General features: G+C 71.0%; 13 protein-coding genes and 1 pseudogene. 6 read left to right on the top strand and 8 right to left on the bottom strand.

Annotated elements, in window-relative coordinates:
- Both AB0J40_RS39395 and AB0J40_RS39390 read right to left on the bottom strand, forming a co-directional pair.
- A pseudogene (locus AB0J40_RS39395) lies at nucleotides 1–404 on the bottom strand (glycosyltransferase family 2 protein); the annotation flags it as partial.
- An 8-nt stretch (nucleotides 405–412) separates the two neighbouring features.
- Nucleotides 413–880, bottom strand: coding sequence for a GtrA family protein (locus AB0J40_RS39390; protein WP_364464185.1), 468 nt, complete (start codon nucleotides 878–880; stop codon nucleotides 413–415).
- A gap of 125 nt (nucleotides 881–1,005) precedes the next feature.
- On the opposite strand from AB0J40_RS39390, the gene AB0J40_RS39385 reads away from it, so the two are divergent.
- The 4 genes from AB0J40_RS39385 (at nucleotide 1,006) to AB0J40_RS39370 (ending at nucleotide 4,509) form a co-directional block, all read left to right on the top strand.
- Nucleotides 1,006–2,379 carry an FAD-binding oxidoreductase gene (locus AB0J40_RS39385; RefSeq protein ID WP_364464182.1) on the top strand — a complete coding sequence of 458 codons (1,374 nt, stop codon included), beginning with the start codon at nucleotides 1,006–1,008 and terminating at the stop codon, nucleotides 2,377–2,379.
- Nucleotides 2,376–3,131 carry a decaprenylphospho-beta-D-erythro-pentofuranosid-2-ulose 2-reductase gene (locus AB0J40_RS39380; RefSeq protein ID WP_364464180.1) on the top strand — a complete coding sequence of 252 codons (756 nt, stop codon included), beginning with the start codon at nucleotides 2,376–2,378 and terminating at the stop codon, nucleotides 3,129–3,131. Before AB0J40_RS39385 ends, AB0J40_RS39380 begins: the two co-directional genes overlap by 4 nt.
- A 90-nt stretch (nucleotides 3,132–3,221) precedes the next feature.
- Complete coding sequence (locus tag AB0J40_RS39375) at nucleotides 3,222–3,836, top strand: VC0807 family protein (RefSeq protein WP_364464177.1); 615 nt, start codon at nucleotides 3,222–3,224, stop codon at nucleotides 3,834–3,836.
- 52 nt (nucleotides 3,837–3,888) lie between these two features.
- Nucleotides 3,889–4,509 (top strand): VC0807 family protein, encoded by a 621-nt coding sequence (locus AB0J40_RS39370; RefSeq protein ID WP_364464175.1) that lies wholly within the window; start codon nucleotides 3,889–3,891, stop codon nucleotides 4,507–4,509.
- On the opposite strand, the gene AB0J40_RS39365 is transcribed toward AB0J40_RS39370, so the two are convergent.
- From AB0J40_RS39365 to glf, 5 genes are all read right to left on the bottom strand, one after another.
- Nucleotides 4,491–6,008, bottom strand: a complete 1,518-nt coding sequence (locus tag AB0J40_RS39365; RefSeq protein ID WP_364464172.1) for a hypothetical protein — start codon at nucleotides 6,006–6,008, stop codon at nucleotides 4,491–4,493. The genes AB0J40_RS39370 and AB0J40_RS39365 overlap by 19 nt on opposite strands.
- Before the next feature lie 71 nt (nucleotides 6,009–6,079).
- Nucleotides 6,080–6,646 carry a hypothetical protein gene (locus tag AB0J40_RS39360; protein ID WP_364464169.1) on the bottom strand — a complete coding sequence of 189 codons (567 nt, stop codon included), beginning with the start codon at nucleotides 6,644–6,646 and terminating at the stop codon, nucleotides 6,080–6,082.
- 110 nt (nucleotides 6,647–6,756) lie between these two features.
- Nucleotides 6,757–7,722 carry a decaprenyl-phosphate phosphoribosyltransferase gene (locus AB0J40_RS39355; protein WP_364464167.1) on the bottom strand — a complete coding sequence of 322 codons (966 nt, stop codon included), beginning with the start codon at nucleotides 7,720–7,722 and terminating at the stop codon, nucleotides 6,757–6,759.
- Complete coding sequence (locus AB0J40_RS39350) at nucleotides 7,719–8,237, bottom strand: phosphatase PAP2 family protein (RefSeq protein ID WP_364464164.1); 519 nt, start codon at nucleotides 8,235–8,237, stop codon at nucleotides 7,719–7,721. The genes AB0J40_RS39355 and AB0J40_RS39350 overlap by 4 nt, the downstream gene beginning before the upstream one ends.
- Entirely contained in the window at nucleotides 8,230–9,453 is a 1,224-nt protein-coding gene (gene glf, locus AB0J40_RS39345; RefSeq protein WP_364464161.1) for a UDP-galactopyranose mutase, read from the bottom strand. The genes AB0J40_RS39350 and glf overlap by 8 nt, the downstream gene beginning before the upstream one ends.
- A 79-nt stretch (nucleotides 9,454–9,532) precedes the next feature.
- On the opposite strand from glf, the gene AB0J40_RS39340 reads away from it, so the two are divergent.
- Nucleotides 9,533–11,542, top strand: coding sequence for a DUF6541 family protein (locus tag AB0J40_RS39340; protein WP_364464158.1), 2,010 nt, complete (start codon nucleotides 9,533–9,535; stop codon nucleotides 11,540–11,542).
- A gap of 137 nt (nucleotides 11,543–11,679) precedes the next feature.
- Here AB0J40_RS39340 and AB0J40_RS39335 read toward each other — a convergent pair whose 3' ends face one another.
- Complete coding sequence (locus AB0J40_RS39335; protein ID WP_364464155.1) at nucleotides 11,680–12,576, bottom strand: LLM class flavin-dependent oxidoreductase; 897 nt, start codon at nucleotides 12,574–12,576, stop codon at nucleotides 11,680–11,682.
- A 96-nt stretch (nucleotides 12,577–12,672) separates the two neighbouring features.
- Between AB0J40_RS39335 and AB0J40_RS39330 the strand changes: the two genes are divergently transcribed.
- Nucleotides 12,673–13,470, top strand: coding sequence for an HAD family hydrolase (locus tag AB0J40_RS39330; protein WP_364464210.1), 798 nt, complete (start codon nucleotides 12,673–12,675; stop codon nucleotides 13,468–13,470).
- Nucleotides 13,471–13,504: the final 34 nt, after the last annotated feature.

Genomic DNA, 13,504 nt, shown 5'->3' with positions numbered 1-13,504 from the left:
ACCTTGGCCTGCTTGGCGTCGGCGACCTGCTCGGCGGCCACCACCCGCGGCTCACCCTCGACGTCGGAAGCGCCCATCGACAGCAGACCGGTGCCCGTGACCACGGCCTCGACCGAGACCTCGGTCACCGTCGTCCAGCGCTGCCAGTAACTGGCCGGGAACCGCCCGAAGTACGTGTTGCCGGACACCTTGGACGCCGGCTCGAGGGTGATGACCGCACGCTCGCGCACGGCCGAACCCCACTCGAGCTCGGCGTAGAGGTCCTTGCTCACGATCGGCGCCGGGCCGGCGTAGAGACCGCGCTGCGCCGTCAGGCGACCCTGCGGAGTGTGCTCGGTGAACCGCGTCTCGGCGGCCGCGCCGGCTTCGGTGGTCGGCGCCGGGGTGGCTGTTTTACCGGGCATTGAGTTCCTCAGTTCTCCTCGGTCGACGGCTCGCGGAACACGACCCACTTGAGCATCACGAAATTGATCACCGTGGCGGTGGCCTGCGACACGGCCCAGCACAGGGTGTGCTGCCAGGCGGACGCCGGCAGGACGTTCAGCATCAGCTGGTTCACCCCGACCGCGACGAAGAACGTCACGGTGTAGAGCAGGACGAACGAACCGATCTGCGCCTTGCCGTCCTTGCGCCCGCCGGCGAACGTGAACTTCCGGTTCAGGAAGAACGCCGTGGTCGTGCCCACGATGAAACTGATAGCGCGAGCGACGTCGACCCACGGTGAAGTGGCCATCCCGGCCACCTGGGTCAGCAGGGTGTAGGTGCCCAGGTCGACCAGGGCGCAGAAGCCCCCGATCAGGGCGAAGCGGATGAGCTGGCCCAGCAGTCCGGGAGAGGACTGAGCAGCCGTCACGTCGGCTTGCGGATCGGTCGCCACCACTGCATTACCTCGTTGCCTGAGTCATGGTCACCCGCGCGGGCGCTTGTGCCTTGATGCGCAAAGTGTAGAAGCGGGCACTTCAGGGTCACGTTCCGGGCGTCGTTCGGCGTGGCTACCCTGGTCGGGTGACCCAATCCCCCGAGACACAGCGTCGCACGCTCACCGGCTGGGGACGCACCGCGCCGACCGTCGCCGACGTCCTGACCACGCCGGACGTCGAGACCATCGCCCGCGCGGTCGCGTCGGCGGGCGAGCGCGGCGTCATCGCGCGTGGCCTCGGCCGGTCCTACGGCGACCCGGCGCAGAACGCGGGCGGCCTGGTCGTCGACATGACCGCGCTCGACCGGATCCACTCGATCGACCCGGACTCGGGTCTCGTGGACCTCGACGCCGGCGTCAGCCTCGACAAGCTGATGCGCGAGGCGCTGCCGTACGGCCTGTGGGTCCCGGTGCTGCCGGGCACCCGCCAGGTGACGATCGGCGGCGCGATCGCCAACGACATCCACGGCAAGAACCACCACAGCGCGGGCAGCTTCGGCAACCACGTCGTGTCGATGGACCTGCTGACCGCGGACGGCCAGGTGCGCACGCTCACGCCGGAGGGCCCCGAGTCGGAGCTGTTCTGGGCGACCGTGGCCGGCATCGGCCTGACCGGCATCATCGTCCGGGCCAAGGTCCGGATGAAGAAGACCGAGACCGCGTACTTCATCGTGGACGCCGACCGCACGGCCAGCCTGGACGAGACGCTCGGCCTGTTCACCGACGGCTCCGACCTGACCTACGACTACTCGATGTCGGTGCCGGACCTGATCTCCTCCGACCACCGGCTCGGCCGGGCGACGTTCTCGCGCGGCTCGCTCGCGAAGCTGGACGAGCTGCCGCCGAAGCTGCGGTCCGAGCCGCTGAAGTTCGACGCGCCGCAGCTGGCGACCCTGCCGGACGTCTTCCCGAACGGCCTGGGCAACAAGCTCACGTTCGGGCTGATCAACGAGCTGTGGCAGAAGACCGTTCCCAAGAAGGGCGCGCGCGGCAAGATCCAGAACCTGACGCAGTTCTACCACCCGCTGGACATGCTGAGCGAGTGGAACCGCGCCTACGGCTCCAAGGGTTTCCTGCAGTACCAGTTCTCGGTGCCGTTCGGCGCGGAGGACCAGCTCAAGGCCATCTGCCGGCGGATCGCGACGTCGGGCCACTACTCGTTCCTCAACGTCTTCAAGCGCATGGGCGACGCCAACCCGGCGCCGATGTCGTGGCCGTCGCCGGGCTGGATGCTCAGCGTCGACTTCCCGATCAAGAACGGCCTGAGCCGCTTCTGCCTCGAGCTCGACGACACCGTGCTCGAAGCGGGTGGCCGGCTGTACACGGCGAAGGATTCCCGGACCTCCGCGGAGACGTTCGCGAAGATGTACCCGCGGCTCGAAGAGTGGCGCAAGATCCGCGCTTCCGTTGACCCCGAAGGCGTTTTCGCCTCTGACATGAGCCGGAGGCTCGAACTGTGATCGACGCGGTGGGCAACCCCCAGTCCCTGCTCCTGCTCGGCGGCACGTCCGACATCGCGCTGGCGATCGCCGAGAAGTACCTGGCCGAGAAGCCGCTGCGGGTCGTGCTCGCGGCCCGGCCGTCGCCCCGGCTCGACGCGGCCGCCCAGCGCCTGAAGGACCGCGGCGCCGAGGTGTCCACTGTGGACTTCGACGCGAAGGACACGGCGTCGCACCCCGGCGTGCTGGACAAGGCGTTCCAGGGCGGCGACATCGACGTGGCGGTCGTCGCGTTCGGCCTGCTCGGCGACCCCGAAGAGGTCTGGCAGGACCACGCGAAGGCCGTCGAGCTGGCGACCGTGAACTACACCGCCGCGGTGTCGGTCGGCGTCGCGCTGTCGGAGAAGCTCAAGGCCCAGGGTCACGGCACGGTGATCGCGCTGTCCTCGGTGGCCGGCGAGCGCGTCCGGCGGTCGAACTTCGTGTACGGCTCGACGAAGGCCGGTTTCGACGGCTTCTACCTCGGCCTCGGCGAGGCGCTCGCGCCGTTCGGCGTGCAGGTGACGGTCGTCCGGCCGGGTCACGTCAAGACGAAGATGACCGAGGGCCTGAAGGACGCTCCCCTGGCGCAGACGGCCGAGCAGGTCGCCGAGACCGCGGTGACGGCGGCCCGCGCGGGCAAGGACCTGGTGTGGGCGCCGGCGCAGTTCCGGCTGGTGATGTCGGCCCTGCGGCACGTCCCGCGGCCGATCTTCCGCAAGCTCCCCATCTGAGGCCTCCACCCCGGGGTTGACGCGCGGTTCCATCCGGGACCGGCCCGCACGCCGATGTGCGCACCAGGTGCGTCGAAACAGACTGTCACCATGGTGAACACGACGAGCGACCGCGCCGGGCTGACGATGCTGCTCCGCGACGCCGCCCTCCCGATGGCCCTGTACTACGTCCTGCGTTCCTTCGAGGTCGGCGCGCTGTGGGCGCTGCTGGTCAGCGCCGTGCCGCCGGTGCTGCGGACCGGGTACGTCCTGGTGCGGCACCGGCGGATCGACCCGATCAGCGCGTTCGTGCTGGCCGTCCTGCTCGTCAACGCCACGGTGGCGGTGCTCTCCGGCGACGCCCGGCTGCTGCTCGTCCGCAGCGCGTCGATCACGCTGCCGCTGGGCGCGGTCATGCTGGCCAGCCTGGTCGTCGGGCGGCGGCCACTGCTGTTCCGGGCGGCCTGTACCTTCCAGCCCGCCCGCGCCGAGTCCCTCGACCGGCTGTGGGGCGTCTCCCGGGCGTTCCGGGAGCGGTGGCGCTCGGCCACGCTGTGGTGGGGCGCCGGCTGCCTCCTGCTGGGGTGCGTGGTCGTCGTGCTGGCCTTCACCCTGCCGGTGGACGTCGTGCCGTTCCTCGACACCGCGCTGACCGTGGGCAGCGTGCTCCTCGGCGTGAAGCTGACGCGGCAGCGGCTGGGCATCAACCGGACGGTGGATGCGTGACGAGCCGGCTCGACGATGCCGGCTGCCCCCTGCGTCGCCGATGCTCGGGGGCATGCTCGGCACGCTGCTCTGCGACCTCGCCGCCCCGGTCGGCGGCTACTACCTGCTGCGCGCCTTCGACGTCGCGCCGGTCTGGGCGCTGACGCTCAGCGGCCTCCCACCGGCGCTGCGGGTGCTCTACCTGGCGGTGCGGCACCGCCGGGTCGACGCCATGGGCGTGTTCGTGCTGCTGATCGTCGCGGTGGGCCTGGCGACGACGCTGCTGACCGGGGACGCCCGGCTGCAGCTGGTCCGCGGCGCCTGGTTCAGCGTGCTGATCGGCGCGTGGATGCTCGCGAGCCTCCGGATCGGCCGCCGGCCGACGACCTACCAGGCGACGCTCGCCCTGCTGCCCGGCCGGGCGGCGGCGCTGGAGGCGCGCTGGGCGGACACGCCGTCGTTCCGGCGGGTCTGGCGGGTGCTGACCGTCGTGTGGGGCGTCGGCGGGCTGCTGCACAGCGCGGGCAGCATCGTCATGGCGTACATGCTGCCGGTCGACGTCGTGCCGGGCCTCGACACGGCGTTGTCGATCGGGAGCTTCGTGCTGCTCCAGGTCGTCACGCAGGTGCTGCTGGCCCGCGAGGGCACGCTCAACCGGCTGTTCCGGGGGCGGGATCAGCTGCCCGCCGCGTGAGCCGGCACCAGGTACAGGTTCTGGGTGCCCATCCACGGGGAGTCGATCCGCCAGCTCGCCAGCGCCGTCGGGGGCGGGGTGCGCCGGGTCGTGGCGAGGACCAGGTCCGGGTCGATCGGCGCCACGCTGTGGTCGAAGTTGTGGAAGTTAGCCTCCAGCAGCGCGCGGCCGAGGTCGCCGCTGCGGCGCTTCGTCTCGCTGATCGCCGGGTCGACCGCGCCGCGGTCGGAGAACTCGTCCACCAGCTCGCAGTCGCACGCGTACGCCAGCGCGCCCACCTCGCCCGCCGTCTCGACCGTGCGGCCGTGGGCGATCGCGGCCAGCTGCCTGCCGATCTCGCGGTACTCCGTCGTCGACGCGTGGTTGCTCGTGATCGGCGCGAACTGGCGGGGCAGGCCCGGCAGCGCGTACGCCACGACGCTCGCCGCGAGAACCACGCCCGTCGCCGTCCACGTTCCCCGGCGGACGCGCTCCGGCACCGCGCTCGCGCACGCCGCCAGGAAGATCGTCGCGCCGATGATGCTCGGCGCGTAGTACCAGTGGTACGGCGGGACGCCGAGCCGGCTGTAGGCCAGGTAGTGCAGGGCGCCCGCGACGGCCAGCGCCGCGAACGGCGTCAGGCGGCGGGCCGTCTCGGAGCCGCGGCGGTACTGGACGATCCAGACCACCCCGGCCAGGCCCGCGAGCGGCAGCGGCAGGAACGACAGCGCCGCCTCGGCCGGGAAGTTGCGCCAGTACAGGAGCGGGCCGTTCGTGAAGCTGAACGGGCCCCACGACTGCTGGCTGATCTTGATGACCAGCGTGTCCGGCACGGCCGAGCCGAGCACGACCCAGCTGAACCCGAACCACGGCAGCGTGACGGCGAGGGTGGCGAACGCCGTTCGCCAGACGCCGGCCCAGAACTCGCGGCGGGCCGCGAACACCACTGCCGCGATCAGCAGCAGGTCGATCCGGACGAGCGCGAGCAGCCCGATCACGACGCCGAGGCGGCCGGCCTTGCGTTCGGCCGCGTAGACCAGCGTCCAGACGACGCCGGTGGCGCCGAGCGCGACCTCCAGCCCGACCGACGACAGCAGGAGCGGGTTGAGCAGCAGCAAGGCGAACGTCACGGGCGCGAACGCCGCCGGCAGCCCGGCGCGCTCGCCCAGCCGGCGCAGGCCGAGGACGAGCGCCACCTGAGCGGCGACGAACACGATCCCGGCGGCGAGCACGGCGTCGCGGACGACGAACGTGACCGCGGCCAGGGCCAGGACGTTCAGCGGGGACGTCGCGGTGTTCGCCGTCCCCTGCTCGATCAGGCCCCAGTGGCCGTGGAAGGCGAGGTTCTTCGCGTAGGACAGCGTGATGTAGGTGTCATCGATGAGATGGCTGCTGACCAGGGCGAACATCAGCGCGGAGGCCGCCGCGGCGCCGGCCGGGAGGGCCCACGAGCGGGCGACGGGGACGGCCGCCGACAGCGCGGTGGCGACCTTGGGGAGTTCTGCGGAGGCGCTTCGCATCCCGGACACCGTACCCCGCCCGTGATGCTTCTGTGATCTGAGCGGGGTGCGGGTGGCTCAGCCCACAGTGGTCAGATGCCGTTGCCGTTGCCGGAATTGCCCGGGTTCCCACCGCCGCGGCCGGGGAAGCCGCGGCCTTGGCCACCGTCGGGGCCGTCGTACTGGCGGTGGATGCCGGGGCGGCCGTCGCGCGGGCCGTGGTGGGTGGCGGCGGCGATCCCGCCGACGATGCCTCCGCCGATCAGCAGGCCGAGGACGCCGACGCCGACGAGCTGGGTGGCGCGGTGGCCGACGAACCGCCGGAAGCCGCCGGGCTGCCGCGGGGCGGCCGCTTGCGGTGGGCCCCAGGCGCCGTAGGACTGGCCGGGACCGGGCTGGGAGAGCTGGGGAGTGGGCGGCGCGGGCGGCGGCTGCTGGCCGTGGGCGGCGGTCTGGTCGCCCGCCTGCGCGGCGTTCGGCAGAGCTGTGGTCGCGGCCGGGGCCTGTGCAGCGGGCTCGCCCTGGGCGGCGTTCGGCAAGGCGGTGGTCTCGCCGGCCGGCTGCCGGGTCGTCGGCTGGTCGGCCGCGGACTTCGCCGTTGGCTGCTCGACGGTCGGGTCTTCGGTCCCCTCCGGGACTTCGCGCGGCTGGTCGTTCATCGTCGCTCCTGTGGTCACGGGGACGGGCGCAGTGCCCGCCCCCACCACCTCAGGGTGCGCCGCTCAGCTGTGCGTCACCTGAAACGAACCTGTCGATCCGCCATGAGAGCTCACAGGTAGAACGCCAGGAACAGCGTGATGACCCAGGTGGCGCCGAGCACCTGCAGGATGCGGTCCTTGAGCGCGATCTCCTCGGGCTCGCCCGCGATGCCGCCGTCGACGTCGACCGCGTAGCGCAGGACCGCCACCAGGAACGGGACCATCGAGATGAGCGCCCACACCGAGTTGTGCTCGGTCTGGCGGATCTCGAACGCCCACAGGCAGTACGACATGATCAGGATCGCCGCCGACGTCGCCCAGACGAACCGCAGGTAGCTGGCCGAGTACTTCTTCAGCGACGAGCGGATCTTCGCGCCGGTGCGCTCGAAGAGCATGATCTCCGCGTAGCGCTTGCCGGCGACCATGAACAGCGAGCCGAACGCCGTGACCAGCAGGAACCACTGCGAAAGCGCGATCCCGCCCGCGACACCGCCGGCGATCGAGCGCATCAGGAAGCCCGAGCCGACGATGGCCAGGTCGACCACCGGCTGGTGCTTCAGGCCGAAGCAGTAGCCGAGCTGGACGGCCTCGTAGACACCCAGCACGACGGCGAGCTGCCAGCTCGCCGCGAACGACACGGCGAGGCCGGCCAGGAAGAACACGACCGCGGCCCCGTACGCGACGGGGACCGGCACGATGCCGGCCGCGATCGGCCGGTTGCGCTTGGTCGGGTGGGCCCGGTCGGCCTCGACGTCGATGGCGTCGTTGATCAGGTAGACCGAGCTCGCCGTCAGCGAAAAGGCCACGAAGGCGATGACCGCGTCGATCAGGAGACCGGTGCGGTCGGTCGACTTCGAGAACGCGAAGAACGGGGCCGCGAAGACCAGGACGTTCTTCACCCACTGCCGGGGCCGCGCCGTCTTGATGACGCCGCCGACCAGGCCGAACGGGCCGCGGGAAACCGTCACCGGTGTCTCCGGTGCCTCAGGGGTCACGGCCGCTTCGTCGCTGTTGCGCTGCTCGGTCGTTTCGCTCATGGGTTCTTCTTCAGCTTCCGTCGTATCAGACCACCGACGAGCCCCCCGAGAGCTGCACCGGCCAGAACGTCTGTCGGATAGTGAACGCCGAGCACGAGCCTCGAGGCCAGCATCGGCGGTACCAGGGCGGGCACCAGGTTACGCCCGGTCAATCCGGAGTAGAGCACCGCCGCCGCCGTCGTGGACGTCGCGTGCGACGACGGGAAGCTCAGCTTGCTCGGCGTGCCGACCAGTACCTCCACGCTCGGGTGGTCCGGTCGCGGCCGCCTGACCACGCGTTTCACCGCGATCGACGCGGCGTGCGCACCGACCACACCGGCCGAAGCGACCAGCCAGTCCTTGCGCCGCTTCTTGTCGACCACAGCGCCGAGCAGGCCCAGGCCGAACCAGCCGAGCGCGTGCTCGCCGAAGTGCGACATGCCGCGCGCGGCTTTCACCGAAGCTTCACTCTTCAGAAAGCCCTGCGCCTTCGCCAGGACCGCGACCTCGCCCGTCGGGCTCCCCTTCTCAAGCATCGAGGGACCCGTCGAGCGGCGCGCCGTCGGTCAGGTGCGGGGCGATCTTGTTGTCGAACGCCGACAGCGCCGAACCGATGGCCATGTGCATGTCGAGGTACTTGTACGTGCCCAGCCGGCCGCCGAACAGCACGTTCTTCTCGCGCGCCTCGGTCTTGGCCAGCTCCCGGTACGCCTCGAGCTTCTCGCGGTTGTCCGGGGTGTTGATCGGGTAGTACGGCTCGTCGTTCTCGCCCGCGAAGCGCGAGTACTCGCGGAAGATGACCGTCTTGTCCTTGGGGTAGTCCCGCTCCGGGTGGAAGTGGCGGAACTCGATGATCCGGGTGTAGGGGACTTCCTGGTCGTTGTAGTTGACGACCGAGGTGCCCTGGAAGTCGCCGGTCGGCGCGACCTCGGACTCGAAGTCGACGGTGCGCCAGGTGAACTTGCCCGCCGAGTAGCCGAAGTAGCGGTCCAGCGGCCCGGTGTAGACGGTCGGGGTGCCCGCCGGGATGTGCTCGCGGACGTCGAAGTAGTCGACGTTCAGCCGGATCTCGATGTTCTCGTGCTCGGCCATCTTCTCGAGCCACGCGGTGTACCCGTTGACGGGCAGGCCCTCGTAGGTGTCGTTGAAGTACCGGTTGTCGAAGTTGTAGCGGACCGGCAGGCGCGTGATGATGTTCTCGCCCAGGTTCTTGGGGTCGTTCTCCCACTGCTTCGCGGTGTAACCGCGGATGAACGCCTCGTAGAGGGGACGGCCGACCAGCGAGATCGCCTTCTCCTCGAGGTTCTGCGCGTTGGCCGTCTCGAACTCGGACGCCTGCTTGGCGATCAGCTCGCGGGCCTCGTCCGGGGTGTGGGACTTGCCGAAGAACTGGTTGATCAGGGCCAGGTTCATCGGGAACGAGTAGACCTGGTCCTTGACCCGCGCGAACACGCGGTGCTGGTAGTTGGTGAACTCGGTGAAGCGGTTCACGTACTCCCAGACGCGCTTGTTCGACGTGTGGAACAGGTGCGCGCCGTACTTGTGCACCTCGATCCCGGTCTCCGGGTCCGGCTCCGAGTACGCGTTGCCGCCGATGTGGCTGCGCCGCTCGAGGACGAGGACCTTCTTGCCCAGCTCGGCCGCGGCCCGTTCGGCGACGGTCAGGCCGAAGAAACCGGACCCGACGACGACGAGGTCGTAACCTGCGAAATCGTCTTCAGTAATCTGTGCGGGGTTCGTGTGCGCGCTCACGGGCGTCGAGGGTACGGGGGTCGCGAACCCGGCCCGCACCCGACTATCACATTTCGGCCTACGACACACCTGGAAAGCAGTGCCTGCACCCGAGGACTTCTGGAGCTACTTCGGCGCGGTAGCGACGTATCTGGCCGTGCTGGCGGTCCCCGGCGGCGTCGTCGGGTGGGCCGCCGGCCTGCGCGGCTGGGCCCTGGCCGGGCTCGCGCCGCTGCTCAGCTACGCCGTCACCGGCCTGGCCGGCCCGTGGCTGGCGATCGCGCACGTGCCGTACGGCCCGCCGAGCGTCGCCGCCGTCACGCTGCTGCTCGCCGCCGTGCTCTACGGCCTGCGCCGGCTGTTCGTCGCGCGCGGCTGGATGACACCCGGCGCCGAAGAGCCACTGCAGGCGTGGACGCGCCGAGCCCACCTGGCCGTCGGTGCCTGCGTGGCGGTCGCGACGGCCGTGTCGATCGCCGTCGTGGTCACCGGGCGCGGCGGGACGACCGCGGTGTTCCAGCGCTGGGACACCGTCTTCCACGCGAACGGCATCCGCTACATCGCCGAGACCGGCGACGGCTCCCTGACCGGCATGGGCACCATCAACTGGTACCCGGACGGCTCCTTCTACCCGAACGCCTACCACCTGGTCGGCGCTCTGGTCTACCAGCTGTCGGGCACGTCGGTGCCGGTCACGCTCAACGCCGTCACGATGCCGATCGCCGGGCTGTTCGCGCTGGCCATGGTCGCGCTGGTGCGCCAGCTCGGCGGCCGCGCGGTGTTCGGCGGCAGCGTGGCGCTGGTCGCCGGCGGCGCGACGACCGGGGCGTACGAGTCGGTGTCGAGCGGGCTGTTGCCCTTCGCGCTCGGGATCGTGCTGACGCCGCTGGCCGTGGTCGCCCTGCAGCGGTTCGTCGTGCGGCCGGGCGTCGACACCGGTGCGGTGCTGGCGCTGAGCGCGACCGGCCTGCTCGCCGCGCACTCCAGCGCGTTGTTCGGGGCGCTGCTGTTCGCGTTCCCGCTGATCGTGCAGCGCTGGTACCGCGCTCTGCGCGGCAAGCGCCTCGACGGCGTCGCGCCCGGCAAGCCGGCCTGGCGGGTCGTCGGCGGCGACGTCGTGCGGATGGTGCCGGTGATGGTGGGCGCGGGCGTGCTGTCCGCGCCGATGATCCTCGGCGCGATCACCTTCACGTCCGGTTCGTACCCGTACCACGCCTGGGGCTCGCACATGCCGGTGTGGAAGGCCCTCGCCATGCTGGCGACGTTCAAGCAGGTGCTGCCGGTCCCGCAGATCTGGCTGACGGTGTTCCTCGCGGTCGGGGTGCTGACGCTGGCCGCGCTGCGGCGGATGCGCTGGCTGGTGCTCTCGGCGCTCGGGCTGTCCGCGCTGTTCGTCGTGGTCGCGTGCTTCGGCGGCGAAGACTGGGTGATCACGCTGTCGCGGCCCTGGTGGAACGACCGGTTCCGGCTGATGGCGCTGGCCGCGATCCCGATGTGCCTGCTCGCCGCGCACGGCATGAGCGAGACCCAGCGCTGGGTGGCGAAGCTGGCGAGCGGCCGCGCCTGGGTGCGCGCGCGGCCGTGGCTGACCGGCCGGATCGGGCTGGCGACGGCGGTGCTGCTGGTCGTCGCGATGGGCGTGCTGACCGGCGGGTTCTACCGCGCGGCCAACGCCAAGACGGTGTCGCTGCTCTACTACAACGGCCTGCCCGGCGAGACGGTCCCGCCGGTCAGCCAGGACGAGATCGACGCGATGGAGCACCTCGGCACGCTGGGGATCCCGGCCGACCAGAAGGTGCTCAACGACCGCATGGACGGCACGGCCTGGATGTACGCGCTGACCGGCGTGCACCCGGTGGCCGGTCACTACGACGCCGGCGTCGCTCCTCCGGACGCGCTCTACCTGGCGATGCACTTCGGCGACTACGACAGCGACCCGCAGGTCCGCGCGGCGACGCAGCGGCTGAACATCCACTACGTGCTGGTCGGCAGCGGCACGATCCGCCGCGACACCCCGATCGCGCCCGGCCTGCGGCACCTCGACGGGCACGACTTCGTGCGCGAGATCTACCGGAACCCGGGCGCCGTGATCTACCGGATCGTCAAATGACAAAACCCTCGTGGCCGCGGCGCCCCGTGCCGCGGCCACGAGGGCCCTCCGTCCCCCAACCACCCCCGGGGTGATCTCTGGCGTCTGCACTGATGGACGCCTCAGGGACGGCAATCGGTTTCCCGGCCGGCCGGATGTCACCCGTTCGGAGCAGCGTGCAGTTCGGGCAGGACGTCGCTCGCGACCTGCTCCAGCACCGCTTCCCGGCCTTCGTAGGGCGACGACGACCGCGGCCAGTGCGCGATGACGTCGGTGAAGCCCAGCTCGCCCGCGCGGCCCACGGCGTCGCGGAACGCCTCCACGCTGCTCAGCGAGAACACCGGGGACGCGTCCAGGCTCAGGTGCCGCTGGATGCTCGCCCGCTCGCGGCCCGCCGCGTCGAGACGCTCGTCGAAGACGCCGGTGAGCTGCTTGATGCCGGCCCACCACTCGTCCTCGGTCTTGCCGCCCCGGCCCGTGGTGACCCAGCCCGCGCCGAAGCGCGCGGCCAGCGTCATCGTGCGCGGGCCGTTCGCCGCGACCACGAACGGCAGCCGCGGGCGCTGGACCGTGCCCGGCAGGTTGCGGGCCTCGCGGGCGCGGTAGTACTCGCCGTCGAAGTCGAACTTGTCGGTCATCAGCAGGCCGTCGAGCGCCTCGACGAACTCGGTGAACCGGTCGGCGCGCTGCTTGGCCGTCAGCTCGGGGGCGCCGAGCACCGCGCCGTCGTAGTGCTGGTGGTCGACGCCCGCGCCGACGCCCAGCACGAACCGGCCGTCGGAGATGTCGTCGAGAGTGGTCAGCTCGCGCATGAACGGCACCGGGTGCCGGGCGACCGGGGACGCCACGAACGTGCCCAGCCGGATCCGGGACGTCACCATCGCGGCCGCGGTCAGGGTCGGGACGGCCGAGAACCACGGGCCGTCGACGAGGTTGCGCCAGCCCAGGTGGTCATAGGTCCAGGCGTGGTCGAAGCCGTACTCCTCGGCGGCGCGCCACTTCGGCTCGGCGGCCCACCAACGATCTTCCGGAAGAATGACGATGCCTACTCGCACACTCCGGCACGGTATAGGTAGCCACCGACAATCGCTCGGACGGGGACGAGGGCACCCGAACGTGTCAGGGACAATGGCGGGGTGGAGAGACCCCAGTTGATCGCGTCCGACGTCGACGGCACCCTGCTCGGCCCCTCCGAATCGCTCAGCGCCCGCACCATCGCGACCGTCCGCCGGGCGATCGAGGCGGGCGTCCCGTTCGTGCTGGCCAGCGGCCGGCCGCCGCGGTGGATCGCGCCCGTCGCCAAGCCACTGGACCTGACCGGGTACGCGGTGTGCGCGAACGGCGCCGTCCTGTACGACTGTGGCCGCGAAGAGGTCATCGCGGTGCACGGCCTGCTCCAGCCCGAACTCCTCCACGACATCGGGCACGCGCTCGACAAGGCCGTCCCCGGCTGCCGGCTGGCCGCCGAGCGCGTCAGCACCGGCGCCGACCACGAGATGCGCAGCTTCGTGATCGAGCCGAAGTACCACAACCCGTGGGGCGACGGCGAAGGCCGCACCGCCCCGCGCGCGGAGGTGCTCGGGCACCCGGCGATCAAGCTGCTGGTCAGCCACGTCGGGATGTCGTCGGAGGAGATGGCGGACGCGGTCAACGCGCTGTTCGACCGCGAGGTCGACGTCACCTACTCGTCCTCGGGCGGGCTGGTGGAGCTGTCCGCGCACGGCATCACGAAGGCGACCGGCCTGGCCGACGTCGCCGAGCGGCTGGGCGTCGAGCGAGAGCGGGTGATCGCGTTCGGTGACATGCCCAACGACGTCGAAATGCTCCGCTGGGCCGGCCACGGCGTCGCGATGGAGAACGGGCACCCGCAGGTGCTGTCCGTGGCCGACGAGGTCACCGGACCCGCCGGCGAAGACGGCGTATCGCAGGTGCTCGAGCGCTGGTTCTGACCGTCTTGCGGGGGTCCGGGTGGCGGAGCCCCCG

Source organism: Amycolatopsis sp. NPDC049691, assembly GCF_040675005.1.
Classification (GTDB): Bacteria; Actinomycetota; Actinomycetes; order Mycobacteriales; family Pseudonocardiaceae; genus Amycolatopsis.
Note: the sequence above shows the minus strand (reverse complement) of the source record. Positions and strands in the feature narration are given on the sequence as shown.